Annotated in this window: 16 protein-coding genes and 1 tRNA gene; 9 read left to right on the plus strand and 8 right to left on the minus strand. The window is 38.6% G+C overall.

Features of this window, described 5'->3' with window-relative positions:
* Positions 1-107 precede the first annotated feature (107 nt).
* Positions 108-1,409: a ribosome biogenesis GTPase Der gene (gene der / locus ACULLG_RS00305; RefSeq protein WP_452124767.1), complete on the minus strand. Its 1,302-nt coding sequence runs from the start codon at positions 1,407-1,409 to the stop codon at positions 108-110.
* A 76-nt stretch (positions 1,410-1,485) separates the two neighbouring features.
* Between der and ACULLG_RS00310 the strand changes: the two genes are divergently transcribed.
* Complete coding sequence (locus tag ACULLG_RS00310) at positions 1,486-1,989, plus strand: GTP-binding protein (protein ID WP_452124768.1); 504 nt, start codon at positions 1,486-1,488, stop codon at positions 1,987-1,989.
* A gap of 36 nt (positions 1,990-2,025) precedes the next feature.
* On the opposite strand, the gene era is transcribed toward ACULLG_RS00310, so the two are convergent.
* Together era and ACULLG_RS00320 are read right to left on the minus strand one after the other, a co-directional pair.
* Positions 2,026-2,913, minus strand: a complete 888-nt coding sequence (gene era / locus ACULLG_RS00315) for a GTPase Era (protein ID WP_452124769.1) — start codon at positions 2,911-2,913, stop codon at positions 2,026-2,028.
* Positions 2,897-4,282, minus strand: coding sequence for an alanine/glycine:cation symporter family protein (locus ACULLG_RS00320; RefSeq protein ID WP_452126513.1), 1,386 nt, complete (start codon positions 4,280-4,282; stop codon positions 2,897-2,899). The genes era and ACULLG_RS00320 overlap by 17 nt, the downstream gene beginning before the upstream one ends.
* Positions 4,283-4,517: 235 nt before the next feature.
* Between ACULLG_RS00320 and ACULLG_RS00325 the strand changes: the two genes are divergently transcribed.
* From ACULLG_RS00325 to ACULLG_RS00360, 8 genes are all read left to right on the plus strand, one after another.
* A tRNA-Met gene (locus ACULLG_RS00325) sits at positions 4,518-4,590 on the plus strand.
* Between the two features lie 1,256 nt (positions 4,591-5,846).
* Positions 5,847-6,962, plus strand: a complete 1,116-nt coding sequence (locus ACULLG_RS00330) for a tyrosine-type recombinase/integrase (RefSeq protein WP_452124770.1) — start codon at positions 5,847-5,849, stop codon at positions 6,960-6,962.
* A 535-nt stretch (positions 6,963-7,497) separates the two neighbouring features.
* Positions 7,498-8,871, plus strand: coding sequence for an amidohydrolase (locus tag ACULLG_RS00335; RefSeq protein WP_452124771.1), 1,374 nt, complete (start codon positions 7,498-7,500; stop codon positions 8,869-8,871).
* A gap of 680 nt (positions 8,872-9,551) precedes the next feature.
* Positions 9,552-10,157 carry a hypothetical protein gene (locus ACULLG_RS00340; RefSeq protein WP_452124772.1) on the plus strand — a complete coding sequence of 202 codons (606 nt, stop codon included), beginning with the start codon at positions 9,552-9,554 and terminating at the stop codon, positions 10,155-10,157.
* A 558-nt stretch (positions 10,158-10,715) separates the two neighbouring features.
* Positions 10,716-11,444, plus strand: coding sequence for a DUF6090 family protein (locus tag ACULLG_RS00345; protein ID WP_452124773.1), 729 nt, complete (start codon positions 10,716-10,718; stop codon positions 11,442-11,444).
* Complete coding sequence (locus ACULLG_RS00350; protein ID WP_452124774.1) at positions 11,441-12,196, plus strand: DUF6090 family protein; 756 nt, start codon at positions 11,441-11,443, stop codon at positions 12,194-12,196. The genes ACULLG_RS00345 and ACULLG_RS00350 overlap by 4 nt, the downstream gene beginning before the upstream one ends.
* 547 nt (positions 12,197-12,743) lie before the next feature.
* Positions 12,744-13,604 carry a hypothetical protein gene (locus ACULLG_RS00355; RefSeq protein WP_452124775.1) on the plus strand — a complete coding sequence of 287 codons (861 nt, stop codon included), beginning with the start codon at positions 12,744-12,746 and terminating at the stop codon, positions 13,602-13,604.
* Positions 13,605-14,109: 505 nt separating this feature from the next.
* Positions 14,110-14,676, plus strand: coding sequence for a hypothetical protein (locus ACULLG_RS00360; RefSeq protein ID WP_452124776.1), 567 nt, complete (start codon positions 14,110-14,112; stop codon positions 14,674-14,676).
* A gap of 236 nt (positions 14,677-14,912) precedes the next feature.
* Here the strand turns inward: ACULLG_RS00360 and ACULLG_RS00365 are convergent, their stop codons facing one another.
* The 5 genes from ACULLG_RS00365 to ACULLG_RS00385 all read right to left on the minus strand — a co-directional run bounded on the left by ACULLG_RS00365 (position 14,913) and on the right by ACULLG_RS00385 (position 18,755).
* Positions 14,913-16,238 (minus strand): phage integrase SAM-like domain-containing protein, encoded by a 1,326-nt coding sequence (locus tag ACULLG_RS00365; RefSeq protein ID WP_452124777.1) that lies wholly within the window; start codon positions 16,236-16,238, stop codon positions 14,913-14,915.
* A gap of 250 nt (positions 16,239-16,488) precedes the next feature.
* Positions 16,489-17,418: a DUF5777 family beta-barrel protein gene (locus ACULLG_RS00370; protein WP_452124778.1), complete on the minus strand. Its 930-nt coding sequence runs from the start codon at positions 17,416-17,418 to the stop codon at positions 16,489-16,491.
* The gene (locus ACULLG_RS00375) at positions 17,408-17,953 is read right to left on the minus strand and encodes a YceI family protein (RefSeq protein ID WP_452124779.1); all 546 of its coding nucleotides are present in this window, start codon (positions 17,951-17,953) and stop codon (positions 17,408-17,410) included. Before ACULLG_RS00375 ends, ACULLG_RS00370 begins: the two co-directional genes overlap by 11 nt.
* 1 nt (position 17,954) lies before the next feature.
* Positions 17,955-18,395, minus strand: coding sequence for an OB-fold protein (locus ACULLG_RS00380; protein WP_452124780.1), 441 nt, complete (start codon positions 18,393-18,395; stop codon positions 17,955-17,957).
* A 78-nt stretch (positions 18,396-18,473) separates the two neighbouring features.
* Positions 18,474-18,755 carry a hypothetical protein gene (locus tag ACULLG_RS00385; protein WP_452124781.1) on the minus strand — a complete coding sequence of 94 codons (282 nt, stop codon included), beginning with the start codon at positions 18,753-18,755 and terminating at the stop codon, positions 18,474-18,476.
* Positions 18,756-18,762 lie beyond the last annotated feature (7 nt).

The raw sequence follows: 18,762 nt of genomic DNA on the forward strand, positions 1-18,762 counted from the left end.
GTATTTAAAAGTACTGTTCAAGTCAGGTGTAGTCAATTGGTTGATTAAGACTTCTCGACTGCGCTCGAAGTGACAACTTCAACCTTTCACCTAACATACCATAAACCTTACTTCTTCCGCATAAAGATGGTAATGGGCACTCCACTAAAATCAAAGTTCTCCCTTAGTTTGTTTTCCAAAAAACGCTTATATGGTTCCCTCACATATTGAGGTAGATTACAGAAAAAAGCAAATTGCGGATAATGCGAAGGTAATTGTGTGCAGAACTTGATTTTTACATATTTTCCTTTATATGCTGGCGGAGGGGTATGCTCAATAATGGGAAGCATAATGTCGTTCAGCTTACGCGTAACAATCTTTTTTGAACGGTTTTTATAGACATCAACAGCCGTTTCAATAGCTTTGAAAATACGCTGCTTGGTCAATACTGAAATAAAAAGAATGGGAACATCAACAAAAGGTTCAATGACTTTTTTGATTTTTTGGGTGTACTCCTTCACAGAATTGGTCTCTTTTTCTACCAAATCCCATTTGTTCACCAAGATGACGATGCCTTTGTTGTTTCGTTGTGCCAACCAAAAAATGTTCTGCACCTGTCCATCAAATCCGCGGGTGGCGTCCAAAAGCAAAATACAGACATCACAATGCTCAATGGCCCTAACGGAACGCATTACGGAGTAAAACTCCAAATCTTCCTTTACCTTTGCTTTTCTTCTGATTCCTGCCGTATCCACCAAGTTGAACTCAAAACCAAATCGATTGTATTTGGTATCGATACTATCACGTGTAGTGCCTGCAATATCGGTTACAATATAACGGTCCTCACCAATAAGGGCATTTATAAAGGATGATTTTCCAGCATTGGGTCTTCCCACTACGGCAAATCTAGGAAGCTCACTCTCCTCTTCCTCAACATCGGGAAGCACTTTGGCCAAAGCATCCAATAGTTCTCCGGTTCCACTACCGTTGATACTTGATAGGGTATAGTATTCTCCTAGTCCCAAGGCATAAAATTCCACGGCATCTGCTTCGCGCTGTGCATTGTCAACTTTGTTGATTGCCAAAAACACGGGTTTGTCCACCTTACGAAGTAATCGGGACACATCTTCATCCATTCCCGTAACACCAGATTCCACATCGACCATAAAAATTATAGCATCTGCTTCATCTATGGCCAGTTCTACCTGTTTATCGATTTCTTGCTCAAAGATATCATCACTTCCAACCACATATCCTCCTGTATCAATCAACGAAAATTCTTTTCCATTCCAATCGCTCTTGCCGTAATGGCGGTCACGGGTAACACCGCTCACGGCATCAACAATCGCTTCGCGACGTTGTATCAATCGATTAAAAAAAGTGGACTTCCCAACATTAGGCCTTCCCACAATGGCAACAATAGCGCCCATCTGCATCAAATTTTGGCAAAAGTACCACTATTTATGAAGAAAAAATGATACCTTTTTCAATCAATGTCAACTACTTATGAGCGACCTTCCCAATGAAATTGTTTTACGGCCTCGTTTTGAGCTATCCCTAAACACTGAATTGGAACATTTAGAGTCTATATTCGATGAAGGTGCTAAAGACCCTTTTCAGGTAAAACGGCTAGACGAGCAAATTTACATTCGATTTAAAAAATCAGAAACCAATTTTTGGACACCCCAATTACATCTGGAACTTACCTCCTTTGAAAAAGGAGTGAGCAAGATTCATGGTGTGTTTGGACCCAACCCTACCCTTTGGACATTTTTTATGTTTCTGCATTTTGGGGTTGGCACAATTTTCCTTATTCTGGTAGCTTTTGCCTATTCCAACCATTCGTTGGGCAAGGATATTAAACTATGGATTGCTGGAATGGTTTTTCTGGTGATTATCTGGTTTGCCCTTTACGCCTTTGGAAGGCTGGGAAGAGCCAAAGGAAAACCTCAAATGAATCAACTTAAAGCGTATTTAAAGGACTTGATTTCGGATTTTCAGAAAAAATGAAAAAGGTCTCGACTGCGCTCGACCTGACAAAAATTGTTATTTGTTATACCCAAAACGCCTAAGCTGACGGGAATTACTGCGCCAATTTTTATTCACCTTCACATACAGTTCAATATGCACCTGCTTATCAAAGAATTTTTCGAGGTCTTTTCGGGATTCTACACCAACCCTTTTTAGCGCACTACCTTTGTGACCGATTATGATTCCCTTTTGCGTATCTCGTTCTACCATGATCAGGGAACGAATACGGATAATATCCTCATCCTCAATAAATTCCTCGGTTTCTACTTCTACTGCATATGGGATTTCCTTTTTGTAGTGTAACAAAATTTTCTCACGGATGGTTTCATTCACAAAAAAACGCTCTGGTTTATCTGTCAACTGGTCCTTGGGATAATATGGTGGCCCTTCGGGCAACAATTCAAGAATCCTTTCAAAGACTTCTTTTACATTAAAATTTTCCAATGCCGAAATGGGATGGATTTCCGCTTCGGGAAGTAAACCTTGCCAGTGTTGTATTTGTTCTTCCAACACTTGCTGTTCCGAAGTGTCTATTTTGTTAAGGAGCAACAACACAGGTATTTTACTGCTTTGAATCTTTTTGAAGAAAGCTTCATCTTTTAGAGCCTTTTCACCAATTTCAACCATATAAAGCAGTACATCGGCATCTTCAAAAGCCGATTTTACAAAATCCATCATTGAGGATTGCAACTCGTACGCTGGTTTTATGATTCCCGGAGTATCGGAAAGAATAACTTGAAAATCATCTCCATTCACAATGCCCAGAATCCGATGTCTTGTGGTCTGCGCCTTGGACGTAATTATAGACAATTTCTCACCCACAAAAGCATTCATCAAAGTGGATTTACCCACGTTGGGGTTGCCAATAATGTTTACAAAACCTGCTTTATGCTTTTTTTTCATGCTTCTTTTTTGAAAAGTACTCTTTAGCGGCCTTATTCACTTTGGGTGCCAACAACAATATGGCAATCATATTAGGGATAACCATAAGTGCATACGACAAATCTATCAGGTTTTTCACCAGTTCCAGTGAAGCAACCGCCGCAAAGACAATGAGAATTACAAAAAAATGATTGTAAAACCTGCCAATTTTTGCGTTGGTCAAAAAGGAAAGGCATTTTACACCATAGTAAGAATAGGTGAATAATGTGGAGAGTGCAAAGGCCGTAACAATGATCATCAACAGATCATCCCCAACACCAAATAAGGTAGTTCTAAAAGCTTGAAGCGTCATTACAATTCCGCTAGTGTCATCCAAATAGGCGCCGCTCAGAATAATTACCACTGCGGTAAACGTACAAACCAAAATCGTATCAATAAACGGACCCAGCATGGCCACCAAACCTTCTCTTATAGGTTCATCATTTTTAGATTGACCGTGATACATGGGCGCACTACCCAAACCAGCTTCATTGGAAAACATGGCTCGTTTAACTCCAATAATCACAAGTCCCCAAAATCCACCTGTTACCACAGTTTTAAAATTCCAGGCCTCTGTGATAATCATTTTTAATGCCGGAATCACCTGCGATGCATTCATAGCCATCACCACTATTACGGCCACCAAATACACCATCACCATAAAAGGCACTATGGCCGTTGCCACTTTGGCAATTTTTGCAAGCCCCCCAAAAATGACAAAAGATGAAATTATCGCCAGAACAATGCCTACAATGAGCTTCCAATTGAACAATGGGTCGGCCTCTGTTCCTCCTAAGGCAATAAGACTCTCTTCGGGCTGCACAACACTCATAAAGGTTTCTGTAAATTGATTAGCGGTAAAAACTCCTAAAAATCCGAAAATACCGGATAAACAAAAGAAAATGGCCAAAGGCTTATACTTCTTACCCAGTCCTTTGGTGATATAAAACATTGGGCCTCCTTGCAGTTTGCCTTCCGAATCCTCTCCCCGGAACATAATGGACAAACTACAGGAATAAAACTTAATGCACATCCCTATCAAAGCGGTCATCCAAATCCAAAAGACAACCCCAGGCCCACCATCATGGATTGCAATGGCAACTCCAGATATGTTTCCCAATCCAACCGTAGCTGCAACTGCTGCGGACAAAGCTTGCAATGAGCTTACATCCCCTTTGGCATTCTTATCGTCATATTTGCCTCTGGTGATAGCAATTGCATGACCAAAAAAACGGTATGGCAATAGTTTGGAATAGAAAATTAAAAATACCCCTCCGCCTATTAACAAGACGAACATAGGCCAATTGGCCCATGAATTGGCATTGACCAAAAAATCGTTGATGAGTTCCATGGTTCCGAAGGTAGTTATTTCGGGCAAAATTCAGTCCTTGGGGATCAACTTTGACCTGTTTTTCAAATCAAAGCCATACTAATTTGGAAATAAACCAAAAACGGTTGTATATTTGCCGTCCACATCGCGGGATAGAGCAGTATCCTTCGACATGGCTCAGGATAAAGTACCTACTTTACCTTTGGGAAGTTAAAAAATAAAAAATCGGGTTTTAGATTCCGATTAAAACATACATCGCGGGATAGAGCAGTAGGTAGCTCGTCGGGCTCATAACCCGAAGGTCACAGGTTCGAGTCCTGTTCCCGCTACTAGCAAAGACAAGGGTTTCAAGAGATTGAGGCCCTTACTTTTTTGCAATGGGTACAGAATAGGTACAGAATTCCAGCCCTCCTCAAGTTGTGGATTAAATTTATTGTCCTTTAGTTTCATTTGATCTTTATGGACTATTTGTTTTAATCTAGGGTCGCAGTTTATAAAAACCGATACGCCGCCAATCATCATATGTCCCATAATCCGCTCCCTTTTGCAAACCGAGCATTATCCATCAAGAGCACATAAAAAGACCCTATTAGTTTGCAATAGTTTAATCGCAAGGGGCAATCAAAACAATCGTAACATCAAAAATGTCCCAAATCATACCATGACTACCTGCGCCGGATCCTGTTCCGATTTTATAGCATTCGGGAAGATAAGCGTGAAGTAAAATCGGAGCAGGGCGCATCATCTATTTTTATTCCGGACCATTAATCCCTTTTTACCGGTCGATGGCCGTTTACGGTCACCGAGGCTATTCCCTGAAAAAGTGTGCCAGATGAATATGGAACCCATTATTTAATAAATAGCTCTATGTAAATGACTAAAACAAATCTAAGGGAATAGCTAAGGGAATAGCGAGAGGGTAGCACGCTAAAGCGATGCTACATTGTCCAATTTCTGGCCAAAAGGCCTGTAGAATCAATGCCTTATATCAATTAATTCTCTTGATGTAATTTCTGTTTTTTTACTGTAAAAACTCTGGAAACCTCTAAAAACGCAGGAAAAGTTTATAGTAAAAACCTGAAAATCTTGAGTAAAACAATGCTTCCTCCTACTCAGCCCTAATTGGAAAGACTTGCTTCTATTTTCTGTTGGTCTTTTTTGAGAAATTGGGTCAATTTCTCTTGAACGTCCTATAAATAGTATAAAAAGTTGACCCATTTTTGCTTTGAAATGGAACTTTTGCCTCGCTCAGTAAATTAGTTAGTGGTAAGATTTGGGCTTGCAGCGTGAAACTTCGTTTCACTCGCTTTTTCATTTCTCTGCTCTAAGTGCTTTCCTACTGTGTAGTTTTCTTTTGCAACCTACGGGAGCAAAACAAGATGTCTTTGTGGTCACAAAGACACATCTTGAATCAACTATCAACATACGTTTAAAGTGTTTGCCCATCTAATTCGATTCCAAATCAAACAGGTATCCGGAAAACGGTTTAAGACCAGATTGAAATCGATTTTGTACTTTGTAAAATGATCCTGTCGAATTGTTGGGATCGAAACAGTTTCCAAAAACGCGATAAACATGCCTGCTTATGAAAACAGTATTATTCCTTCCCATGACCCATGAGGGCAAAGAGCAGATTGCCATCAGCTTTGACAAAGATGAAGGCCTTACGGCATATCTGAAAAAATTCCCTGGCATTGGACAATGCGGTTCCAATGGGACATTTTATATCGAACGGACTTCAGCCAACAAAAAAATGCTGTTTGACTATCTACGAAAGGCAAATTGTTTTATTGATTATAGTGAGCTCAGCCCCAAAGTTAAAAATACCAAGACAAACAAAGGAAAGATCAAACTACCAGGCCTTACGGTTGAAAATCAACAGGAATTAGAGAAATTTAGAAGATGGCTACAGGAAAAAAGACTTAGCCATAACACAATCAATACCTATATAGAAGTAACAAGGTTTTTTGTAAGATACTCAATATTGAAGGGCGCAAAAGATTATACAAAGCGGCTGATCGAATCGTTCAATTATGATTTTATCGTTAAGGAAGGAAAGTCCATCTCATACCAGAACCAGTGCATAAACGGTATTAAAAAATACCTTGCCTATAAAAACATGGACGTTGGGAAATTGAACTTGACAAGACCCAGAAAAGAGAAAAAACTACCTGTTGTGCTTAGTAAGGATGAGGTAAAAGCGATCATGGAAGTGACCCATAACCTTAAGCACAAATGCCTTTTGTGCCTTATCTACTCAGGAGGTCTAAGGGTGGGTGAGGCGATCAACCTGAAAATAAACGATATTGATAGTTACAGAATGCTTATACACATAAAGGGTGCCAAGGGAAAAAAAGACAGGTACACGTTACTTTCGACAAGTTTTTTGTGCCTGCTCAGGAAATATTATAAAGAGTTCAGGCCCAAGGTCTATCTATTCGAAGGCCAGGGAAACGACCAATATAGCAGCAGCAGTGCACAAAGTGTGCTCAGGAGGTCCGTTAGGATAGCAGGAGTCAAAAAAAAGGTGACGCTTCACACGCTACGACATAGTTTTGCCACCCATTTATTGGAAAACGGAACCGACATCCGCTATATCCAAGAACTTCTGGGCCATAATAGTCCCAAGACAACAATGATCTATACCCATGTCACAGAAAACAGCCTTAAAAATATCAACAATCCATTTGATGACCTATAAATCTCTATCTTGTACACTACTAAAAACCATTAAATCCAATGAGAACTAAGCTGAACGAAAATTCACAGAACTTAAGCATAGCCAGCCAAATTGGATGTATATGCCCAAGAAAGTTCAGCATATAAACAAGTTGGAGCACATTCAGCTAAAGCTGACTTTTGTTGCTACGTGCCATGCACTCCCGCCCCAAAAGAAATGTCCTCCAACGACCCGCTAAACCAAATTACAGCCCTTAGCCGCCCATCGAGGGAAAACCGAGCACGGGGCAAACAATCCAAACCCCGTGGTGCACCAACAGGGGCTAAAAGTAATTTGGCCCCGATATTTTTGTTCCCAATACCGCAAAATCGACAAGATACGGCCGACAGGCGGCCTTCTTGGCAGACTGTCGAATGCGAGACCCGGCAACCCAGTCAGGACAGCTTCGCACACGACAGTCGAACGATTTTACTATATTTCCACAAAAATCCCGGAACTACGTTTAGCGGGTCGTTGTGCTTCATTATGACCAAATGCGAACCGATTATAAAATATTTTGAAGAAATTAATTTACAATAAAGAAATGAAAATTAAAACCAACCGATTACTACTTGAAGGCACTTTAAAAGCAATATTGCCGGTTATTTTAATGCTTTATACAACTCTCACTTCAGGACAAATTAAAGACCAAAGTGTAGCTATCAATAAAGCAGCTGATAAGATAGAACAGAAGGTCATAGATTGGCGGCATGACATCCACCAAAATCCAGAATTGGGAAATCGCGAATTTCGAACAGCTGCACTAGTAGCCAAACATCTAGAGGCGCTTGGCATAGAAGTACAAACAAAAGTAGGAGTCACAGGTGTTGTTGGGATTCTCAAAGGAGATAAACCTGGACCTGTTGTGGCACTTAGAGCAGATATGGACGCATTACCTGTTGAAGAGAAAAACGACTTAGCATTTGCTTCAAAAGTTAAAACCACATACAACGGCAAAGAAACTTATGTAATGCATGCTTGCGGACATGATGGGCATGTTGCTATTTTAATGGGAGTGGCAGAAATACTTTCAGAAATGAAAAGTGATTTAAAAGGAACAGTTAAGTTTATTTTTCAACCAGCCGAGGAGGGTCCACCAGAAGGTGAAGAAGGTGGAGCATATTTAATGACGAAGGAGGGCGTGCTCGAAAATCCAAAGGTTGATGTCATTTTTGGGCTACATATGGACGCTTTGACCGAAGTTGGACAAATTACCTACAGACCAGCAGGGATAATGGCGGGCGTCAACGATATGAAAATTACAGTTAAAGGAACACCAGCACATGGTTCTTCACCATGGTTTGGTATTGACCCAATTGTTGTTTCTGCTCAAATTATTAATAATCTACAAACCATTGTAAGTCGTAATGTAACATTGACTGATAATGCCGCAGTTGTGACCATAGGCGCCATAAATGGAGGAAATCGTAGTAATATTATACCAGAGCAAGTCGAAATGCTAGGTACAATACGAACGTTTACAGATGAAGACGAAGCTCTTGTACTTAAGAGAATAAGAGAAATTGTAGAACATACAGCAAAAGCTGCCAGAGCTGATGTTTCATTAGAGCTTCCTTACTCATTGCGCTATCCAGTAACATTTAATGATGAAAAATTAACTGAAATGATGTTACCAACTTTGGAAAAGTCTGCAGGAAAGGAGAACGTAACTCTAATACCTGCTATTACTGGGGCAGAGGATTTTTCATACTTCGCTCAAAAAGTGCCAGGACTTTATTTTTTCGTTGGTTCAACAACCAAAGGCAGTGATTTAAAAACTGTTGGAGACCATCATACACCACAGTTCCTTATGGACGATAGTGCATTTAAAACAGGGGTTAAAGCTATGTGTAATTTGGTTTTTGATTATATGGAGCTTAACAGCAAATAAAAGGTGGCTTATTTAATGAAGTACGATGACAATGCTGTCGTGTTTTTAGCAAAAAATGATATGTAAATAAGATAACAGAAGCACAACAACGTGTATAGCTCATGCCTTCTCTAAACACAAAAATTCATTACTTTTAGTTTAATAAATTTTCGTGTTACCTAATCTTGCTGAAAAACGGCACGAGCCATACACGAACACGTTGGAGCACATTCAGCTAAAGCTGACTTTTGTTGCTACGTGCCATGCACTCCCGCCCCAAAAGAAATGTCCTCCAACGACCCGCTAAACCAAATTACAGCCCTTAGCCGCCCATCGAGGGAAAACCGAGCACGGGGCAAACAATCCAAACCCCGTGGTGCACCAACAGGGGCTAAAAGTAATTTGGCCCCGATATTTTTGTTCCCAATACCGCAAAATCGACAAGATACGGCCGACAGGCGGCCTTCTTGGCAGACTGTCGAATGCGAGACCCGGCAACCCAGTCAGGACAGCTTCGCACACGACAGTCGAACGATTTTACTATATTTCCACAAAAATCCCGGAACTACGTTTAGCGGGTCGTTGCCATTAATATTGAGTTACTGCTAAAATTGAACATTTAGCTAATCCAAAAAGCTGTTTTACTCAATTTGAATTTCTAGTAATAAAATATCTTCTTACGTTTGAGTTGAATTACCAAAATGAAAAAACGAGCTTTAATATTATTGTTTCTAACACTCTCTGGGAAAATATTTTCGCAAGGTTTTGAAATTCCAAAAATTGATTGGGAAGGAAAAACGGAAACGGAAAATAATTATGTGGAATTATTAAAGTTGGAAGATAAGAATTCTCTAATAGTTAAAATTGGTTATTCTTCTTATTGGTCAAAGGGACAGAATTCAGAATTTATCGTTTATCAAAATGATGGAAAAGTGAAAAGGTTCGTTGTTTATCAGCCTAATTCAGCTGAATTAAAAACTAAAGTTAAACGTAAAAGAATTAAGAAAAAAGAATATCAATATTATTGGAATTATTTGCAAGAATCTATAAATGACAATAAATTCCAAATAGATAAGTCCAAACTAAATATTACCAAAAAAAAAGGAAAAGAAGAAGGAACTGTTGAATCAATGTCAATAAGTGATGGAGCGAATTATCACTTTCAAATCTGTCAAGGAAAGAATTACATTGCTTATGGAAGTTATGAACCAATAAGTTACATTGAAAAGGAATATCCTGGTTCAGATGAAAGGCAAAAGTTAGTTGATTTAATGAACGGATTTGAAAAATTAACCGAAAAATACTAATGGCAACAACGTGTATAGTAAATTACTAGTACAGCTTGCACTCGGAAAATCCTACGGATTTTCCTCTGGTTCGTTTTTGTTTACTAACTTAGTCCTAACCAACGCAACTAACCATACACGAACACGTTGGAGCACATTCAGCTAAAGCTGACTTTTGTTGCTACGTGCCATGCACTCCCGCCCCAAAAGAAATGTCCTCCAACGACCCGCTAAACCAAATTACAGCCCTTAGCCGCCCATCGAGGGAAAACCGAGCACGGGGCAAACAATCCAAACCCCGTGGTGCACCAACAGGGGCTAAAAGTAATTTGGCCCCGATATTTTTGTTCGCAATACCGCAAAATCGACAAGATACGGCCGACAGGCGGCCTTCTTGGCAGACTGTCGAATGCGAGACCCGGCAACCCAGTCAGGACAGCTTCGCACACGACAGTCGAACGATTTTACTATATTTCCACAAAAATCCCGGAACTACGTTTAGCGGGTCGTTGTGCTTCATTATTGACCAACCAATAACCAATGATAAAATTCTTTAGAAAAATTCGCCAAAACTTGCTTATGGAAAACAAAACTGGGAAGTATTTTAAATATGCCATTGGTGAAATCCTTCTCGTTATGATAGGCATTCTATTGGCCTTACAGGTAAACAACTGGAATAACAGCAGAATTGAGGATAATCGTGAACAAACGATTTTAAGGAATTTACATTCCGATTTTCGTGAAAATATTACCGAATTGAATAGAATTTATGAAGGCACAGAGGAATCGTATAAATCATCTGTAAGACTTCTAGAAATTGTTAAAGATAGCATTCAATTAAAGCCCAAAGAGATAGAAGCTCTTCTTAATTCTATTATTAATGGTTTTTATTCCTTAGATCTAAATTCTGCCTCAGTAGATGAAATTATAAATACTGGTTCACTTAATATTATTAAAGATGTCGAGCTAAGGAAACATATTTCCAATTGGTCATTTATAGTAGCAGACTCGGAAGATGATATTGAAATTTTCTACGATTATATGTTCAATTTTTTTCTTCCTTCGTTAACAGACAAAACAACTTTAAGAAATATAGGCATTCCAGATTTCTTAATGAAACGACTTGACATTCCACAAGTCTCTCCTTCTAATTTCAAATTAGATCAAAACACTACATTAAGGACAGTCGAATTTGAAAATGAACTTTACAATAATGCTTTGAACGTTGTTTATATTTTGGATAATTATAAAAAAATAGAGGAATACTTAAATGACACATTAAAACTCATTGAAAAAAATATTAAATGATCAAGTTCTTTAGAAAAATTAGACAAAATTTACTTTCAGAAGGTAAAACTGGAAAGTATCTAAAATATGCTATTGGAGAGATTATTCTTGTTGTCTTTGGAATTTTAATTGCACTTCAAATTAATAATTGGAATGAACAACGTAAAATTGAAAATAAAGGCGAAGATTATATTCAAGAAATATATAAAGAATTAAAAATTGAGAAATCAAATATTGATTTAATACTAAATAGTTTATCAAATCAGTATAATGGTACAGAACATGTATTGTCTTTTTTCGAATCTGAAAACAAGCAATTAAAAGACACTGTCCAATTCACAAAGAATTTTTGGTCAACAACAAGATTATTTATTGTAGATAGAGACTTAAATACATTTGATAAATTAAAAAGTTCAGGGGAAAGCATACTACTCAAAAACGACTCTTTATCAAACTTGTTAGACAGGTTCTATAAGAATTTTGATATTCGAATTTTGAATTTCAAAGAATTTCCTATACAAGTTAGAATGGATTTAAGAAGAAAATCGTTTCCTATTGGAAGTATGAGAGACTTTAAATATGAAAATGAAAATTCTAAATTAACACATCCATATATTAAAGAATATTTGAATAATAGTGAGGTATATGAACTTTTGTTGTCTATTTTAAAGACCTGTCAATACAATACTCTTTTTTTCGAAGAACTATCGGAAGAGGCTTTACAGGTTATTAATTATATGGAAGGTAAATATTCTGATTTAAAGCCAAAATAACGAAAGCACAACAACGGCTATAGTTCATTACGGCTGAAATTCCACACCTACGCTAAAGCTTCGGTGTTCGCAGTCGGAATTTCAAGCCTTTTTGCTAAATTTATGGTTACGGCGGAATGATACTCGCGTACCATTCCGTAACGAAACCATAGCCAAAACCGTTGGAGCACATTCAGCTAAAGCTGACTTTTGTTGCTACGTGCCATGCACTCCCGCCCCAAAAGAAATGTCCTCCAACGACCCGCTAAACCAAATTACAGCCCTTAGCCGCCCATCGAGGGAAAACCGAGCACGGGGCAAACAATCCAAACCCCGTGGTGCACCAACAGGGGCTAAAAGTAATTTGGCCCCGATATTTTTGTTCCCAATACCGCAAAATCGACAAGATACGGCCGACAGGCGGCCTTCTTGGCAGACTGTCGAATGCGAGACCCGGCAACCCAGTCAGGACAGCTTCGCACACGACAGTCGAACGATTTTACTATATTTCCACAAAAATCCCGGAACTACGTTTAGCGGGTCGTTAGCAAACATTTGAACCTACTTAATGGCAATACAAGATAAAATCACACAAATGTGGGTAAAAACCACTGGAAAAAGAATAAATCCAGATGAATTTGAGTGGTTAATTGGACCTATTGGAAATACTGACATAATTAAAGACAAGTTCATTTTTGAATTAGCGGAGAAAGAGAATTTGGAAATTCAAAAAAACTTACCGAATTCTGGACTTCTCGAAAAAATGGAACAGATTGGAATCTCTGACCAAGACCAATATCGCCTGAATAAAAAAGTCGCAGATTTTTACGAAAATACTTCTGATTATGATTTTGAGGTTTGGAGTGAATGGAAAGGTATTTTCAAACCATTTGGTAAACTTCTTTATTTGATTTTCAGCAAACGACTTCAACAACTGAATTTACCGCTGAATTCAATAGACACTGCAAAAGGACTAAAAAGCGAAATAATCAAATTAAATAACAAAGAGACAAAGGAAACCAAATGGACAATTTGGTATCGAATAATTAAGAGCACAAAAGATGTAATATATTCTGGAATTTACACAACCTGTAAAAATCCGAATTACGATAAACCATTGCTCAAAGTTGTTTTTCCATTACCGAATGGAAACGCATCAGTTGTTATGAGTAAAAAAGTTGAGGAAGATGGTTCGCTTCTACTCTGTTCAGATGGGAAAAGATTTGGAGATAATGGATTTTACTTTACCCTGACAAATGGAAAGGGTAAATATTGGGCAAGATTTGTAAAATCAATGCACGAATGGATTAGAGTTTACGAAGACGAAGAAAATGTATTAAGAGCTGACCATAATCTGAATTTTTATGGAATGAGATTCTTGAATTTACATTATAAAATGAATAAAAAAACGTTTGCCAACAACGTGTAAGCGCAATAACGGCTGAATTTCCTAATCGGAAATTCAACTCGTTTTGCTAAATTAGGTGCGTCAGCGGAAAGTACTCGCGCACTTTCCCGTTACTGACGCTTACACAAAACCGTTGGAGCACATTCAGCTAAAGCTGACTTTTGTTGCTACGTGCCATGCACTCCCGCCCCAAAAGAAATGTCCTCCAACGACCCGCTAAACCAAATTACAGCCCTTAGCCGCCCATCGAGGGAAAACCGAGCACGGGGCAAACAATCCAAACCCCGTGGTGCACCAACAGGGGCTAAAAGTAATTTGGCCCCGATATTTTTGTTCGCAATACCGCAAAATCGACAAGATACGGCCGACAGGCGGCCTTCTTGGCAGACTGTCGAATGCGAGACCCGGCAACCCAGTCAGGACAGCTTCGCACACGACAGTCGAACGATTTTACTATATTTCCACAAAAATCCCGGAACTACGTTTAGCGGGTCGTTGTAAACAATTGACCAAACAAACTCAATAGATGGAAATAACCCAAAATCAGAATAAAGCAACAGGAGAAATTGTTGACCTAATTGCAAGTGCGATTGGAAAAAATAGAGAAGTACATTCTGCTACTGCAATCGCAACTTCCGCAAGATTATCTGGTGCATTTTTATTCAAATCATTCGGACTTGAAATCGATGATGCTAAACCTGGAACAGCTGTTCTTTCTCAACAGGCGAATGAACAAGGACCTGAACTGATTAATGTAATTGAAGCTGTCTTATCGAATATGGGAGTAACTGTTGATAATGATAAAATGGAATCGGCTGAAATACAAAAAACTGAACTTGACTTTTTGCAATCATTAAACTCGACTCAAGCAAAAGCAACCGAAATAATGAAAAAGCACAAGTTAACCGAAAAAGAAATGGCTGTGGCTTGTGCAATGTCGACAGCATTTATAATACAACAATGCCAAAACGATTTGGATGTAGAATCTGGATTTAATACCGCAGTTTACGGACTGATTGAGGGTTCGAAAACTGTTCCACCAGAAATGACTGAATTACAAACTGAACAAAAAAAGTGGTATCAATTCTGGTAATCGGATTTTTAAAACCAAATGAAAAAACAACTGTTTACAACAATGTATTGTAGCCTTCCCTAAAAATAGGACAGTTTGAAATTCAGAGTGGCAAATTATTAAATAACATCAAATAATGGTAATCCATGTCGCTAGCCGAAAAAGTCCTGATGTTGTACCTTTGTTGTACCCAGGAATTTTATAGGATGGCTTTTAATTCTTAAACATTCTTCGGTTTGCGTTCAATTTTTCACAACTTAGAAATTAACTACCCTATCTAAAGCTTCATCTGCCTCTCTATGAATAAAATTGGCCTGATAGTTCAAGGTGGTCTTTAAATCGCTATGACGATATAACTTTTGAAGCATCAATGGATGTATCCGGTCTCCAGCAATATTCCCAAAGCTATGCCGCGCAATATGATTTGATAGGTTCTTTTCAAGCCCACACTGTTCTGCAATTCTCTTTAGATATTTATTGAAAAGTTTTGTCGCATTCCTTGTCTTGACAAATATACTTTCGGTGTCCTTTGGGTCAACGCCATTTAAAAAGGGGAATACATAGCCATTGTTCCTTTCTTCTTTATAGACATTTAAAATAGGTTTGGCCTTTTCTGGGATTTTGAGACTCAATGGTTTATCATTTTTCCCCATTACATAGAATAAACGATCATTCTTAAAATCGGTCCACTTTAGCTTAACCACATCCGAAATACGTATCCCTGCAAAGTAAAAAGCCAACAACCATACATTTCGGGTATGCCAAATGGAAGTACCCGACTCAAGAACCAAATCCTCAATCTTTTCTATTTCGCCCACTGTCAGGCCAATTTTGTGACTCGTGCCAATTCGTATCTTCTCCTTTTCCCCAGCAAACGGATAATATTTGGAATCGACAATGCCTTCTTTAATGGCAATATTGAACACAGTTCTGATAAAAATAAGTTGATTGGTGATTGTACGTGTTCGCTGTCCCAAATAAACTGAACAAAAAGTCTTGTATCTTTCTATGAACCTTACATCTATATCTTGAAACTTCAAAGATTTGTTCTTTGAAAAATATTGGATGGAATCCATAAAGGAACTTTCTGATTTCCTACCCTTGCTTACCCTAGACCTACGGCGTTCCTTAATCTCGTTTATAATGGTGTCTTTGTCATCATTGGCTCTCAGGTTCAAAAACTCTTCCATATTGAAGAGGATGGACAACTCTGACTTTGCAACTGAAAAAGTCCCCCTTTCATATTTCAACTTGATGCGTTCGGCGGCAACATTAAAAAAAGACTTAGATCCTCGTGCACCTTTCAACCTCTGTTTTACCTGGATTGGGGTAACCGTGTCCTTTGTATCCAAATATATACCATTTGCCTCAATGAGTTTCCCCATTAAGAAATTGTTCAATTTCTTATGGTTTGGATGAGTACTTTTCACCTTTCCTCTGATTTTATCCCAATCCTTTTCCAAGACGTATTGTCCCGTGAAAAAATAGTTGGTCTTGTAATCCTTGCTTATCCTAACCGCAAGAGGCGCAGTCCCATCTTTTCTTTGTTTATTTTTTCTCCTAACTATTTTGATCAATGCCATTTTCAAGTCCCTTTACGACATAAATATAGTCATTGGCATCCAAAATGGGTACAGAATAGGTACAGAATATTTTGATTTTAAATGGTATTTAATAGATTTTATTAAAATACTAAATACTGTTAATCAATTAATTATGAATATTTTATGCTGAATTTGAAGTAGCTATGACAAAGCTCATAACCCGAAGGTCACAGGTTCGAGTCCTGTTCCCGCTACTGATAAGCGCCGATTACTAAAGTAGTCGGCGTTTTTATTCATTTAACCCCTTGGTTTGTTTCAATCCCTTCAATTTTCTATTGAAATGAATCACATATGTGAAATTAAAGCCAAAGTTCAGGTTAGGGTTTTTAAAATTGAAATTGTTCCGAGTGCCAGCGATAAACGAATCCTCAACCATACTTGGCGCATTGGTCAGCATAAATTGAAGCATGACATCACCTATTTCCCAATTTATGCCCAATCCAAACGGACCATAGGTGTCGGTCGATTCAACCGGATTGAACACGGTATAGTACTCTGACACCAAGGAAACATGGTTGCTAAGTTTATACCTCCCTCCAAATCCCAAAGCGTAATGATTGTTCGGGTCTTCCGGACTGCCTTCAAATCCTCTATGTATGAACGTAGGGGCAAGCTGCAGTGAAAATTTGGAATTGAATTTTCGGGCGATTAGCACCTGGGAAGTGTATGAAAGTCTGTTGGAAAATGTCCCGGTGGCATATGCCCCTGTCATGGCTTCACTGTTATAGCTTGCATTTTGAAAAAGCGTAACATTGAATGGGGCGCCTTCGGAGTCGTTCCGTTGCCTGATCAGCCTGTACTTAAGATAACCATCGAAAAGTCCATCCCAGGTGGACCCTCCAAAACCTGTAGAGAGTCTATCACTTATTGCATACTCCAGAGCTATCCGAACATTCAACTTGTCCACTCCAAATTTTTGCGACCGAAGTTCGGGAGTGTTCCAGAACCTATTGGCGACGAAGACCTCCAAAATACCTTTCTTTCTGGTTTCAACAGAATGTCCGTAGGTGATTCTCGTTGTTTTAAAAGTGGCAGAGGTATATTGGGGAAGCGTATCCTTCTGTTCTTCTTCCAAAATATCCAACAGTCCTTTTTGTGCTTCTGCTGTGTTGGCAAAAACAATTATGGACAGTATAGTCAAAAAAATTCTAGTCTTCATAGGGCGCACATTCAAATCTAAAATCCACGGAAATGGTCTTCGCAATGTTTCCGGCCAATAAAGGCGGTATTTTTATCTTATAATCTTGGACCACGGTCTCAAAGGTCCCTGACAGCACATATGTTTGTTCCCTTCGTTCTATTTTGGCCTTAATTTCAAGTTGTTTGGTCTCCCCATGCATAGAAAAATTCCCTTTTACAATGCGGGTCTGTTCTCCCGACAATGTAGGGTCAAAATCCACTATGTTTCCTTCAAAAATTGCCTTCGGATAAATATCAGATTCCACATAACTTTCGTTGAAATGCTCTCTCATAAGAGCTTTTTCAAAAATAAAGGCATTCATGAGCATACTGACGGCGATTCCTCCGGTCTGCAAATCCACAATACCCAGTACTTGATTGTTTTCCGCTTTTATATGCTCTACCGAGGTGTATGAAAAGAAAGATACATGGCCTTGCCTTTCTATGACCTTTGTATGCTCTTGTCCAAATGTACAAAGACAAAAAAGTACAAAAAACGGAATGAGCTTGTTCATGTTATTCATGGATCACTATACAGTTCAAAAATATGGCATCTTTCAAAAACCCTTTATAGATGCCTTTGATCATAATGGTATCGTTGGCAGATAGGTGTTTTATATAATCTTTTTGACCATCCGTCATATCACATATAATACTTGGGTGTTCTTTATCCCCTGACCCCAAAATTATGGTGATTCTATTATTTCGATTATTAATTTCTCTGATCATTCCGGTAACTGCCACTACTTTTTCGGAAGCCAGACCAATGCTTTCAGAAGTGTTCAGTTCAAGTTTTGAAATTAAATTATGGGCATTGATATACAGTTCGGGTTCTCTGTTCTGTACATTTTCAGAGTTTAAGGGCAAGGTAAACCTAATCAGGCAAAGGCCCATAATAAGTAATATGGACGTAAGTATGATTTTACCAAAAGTTCCTATTTTTTTAATACTTCGCATTGGTTCCAATAAAAATCCAGAGCCTGTAAACAAGCCCTGGATTCAAAACTACTAAAACAATTTCCTTTTTCATTTTAGCTAAGCCGCGTTGTATCCAATTCCCTCGCAACTACATAAGGGTGGCACATAATTTTCTTTTTTAATGACATCGCCCTTTGGAGGATGTCCAAGTTCCATTAGTTTGTTAAGGACCATTGATAGCTCATTGGCACGCACAAAATTGAATACGATCAACCGATCTGTTGGATAGGCGTGAATATTGGAAATATCCGCAATGCACAATAGTTCGTTCTGTATTTTTTCGGCACAGTTCATACAAAATGAATGCTGCACATGTATTTGCGCTAAACTTTTTTTCATAGCCAGA

This window comes from Flagellimonas sp. 2504JD1-5 (assembly GCF_053618295.1).

What these genes read in the sequence shown, in the direction of transcription:
- der (WP_452124767.1), bottom strand. Translation starts at nt 1,409, where the DNA reads ATGGGCGCTATTGTTGCCATTGTGGGAAGGCCTAATGTTGGGAAGTCC.
- ACULLG_RS00310 (WP_452124768.1), top strand. Translation starts at nt 1,486, where the DNA reads ATGAGCGACCTTCCCAATGAAATTGTTTTACGGCCTCGTTTTGAGCTA.
- era (WP_452124769.1), bottom strand. Translation starts at nt 2,913, where the DNA reads ATGAAAAAAAAGCATAAAGCAGGTTTTGTAAACATTATTGGCAACCCC.
- ACULLG_RS00320 (WP_452126513.1), bottom strand. Translation starts at nt 4,282, where the DNA reads ATGGAACTCATCAACGATTTTTTGGTCAATGCCAATTCATGGGCCAAT.
- ACULLG_RS00330 (WP_452124770.1), top strand. Translation starts at nt 5,847, where the DNA reads ATGAAAACAGTATTATTCCTTCCCATGACCCATGAGGGCAAAGAGCAG.
- ACULLG_RS00340 (WP_452124772.1), top strand. Translation starts at nt 9,552, where the DNA reads ATGAAAAAACGAGCTTTAATATTATTGTTTCTAACACTCTCTGGGAAA.
- ACULLG_RS00345 (WP_452124773.1), top strand. Translation starts at nt 10,716, where the DNA reads ATGGAAAACAAAACTGGGAAGTATTTTAAATATGCCATTGGTGAAATC.
- ACULLG_RS00350 (WP_452124774.1), top strand. Translation starts at nt 11,441, where the DNA reads ATGATCAAGTTCTTTAGAAAAATTAGACAAAATTTACTTTCAGAAGGT.
- ACULLG_RS00355 (WP_452124775.1), top strand. Translation starts at nt 12,744, where the DNA reads ATGGCAATACAAGATAAAATCACACAAATGTGGGTAAAAACCACTGGA.
- ACULLG_RS00360 (WP_452124776.1), top strand. Translation starts at nt 14,110, where the DNA reads ATGGAAATAACCCAAAATCAGAATAAAGCAACAGGAGAAATTGTTGAC.
- ACULLG_RS00365 (WP_452124777.1), bottom strand. Translation starts at nt 16,238, where the DNA reads ATGGCATTGATCAAAATAGTTAGGAGAAAAAATAAACAAAGAAAAGAT.
- ACULLG_RS00370 (WP_452124778.1), bottom strand. Translation starts at nt 17,418, where the DNA reads ATGAAGACTAGAATTTTTTTGACTATACTGTCCATAATTGTTTTTGCC.
- ACULLG_RS00375 (WP_452124779.1), bottom strand. Translation starts at nt 17,953, where the DNA reads ATGAACAAGCTCATTCCGTTTTTTGTACTTTTTTGTCTTTGTACATTT.
- ACULLG_RS00380 (WP_452124780.1), bottom strand. Translation starts at nt 18,395, where the DNA reads ATGCGAAGTATTAAAAAAATAGGAACTTTTGGTAAAATCATACTTACG.
- ACULLG_RS00385 (WP_452124781.1), bottom strand. Translation starts at nt 18,755, where the DNA reads ATGAAAAAAAGTTTAGCGCAAATACATGTGCAGCATTCATTTTGTATG.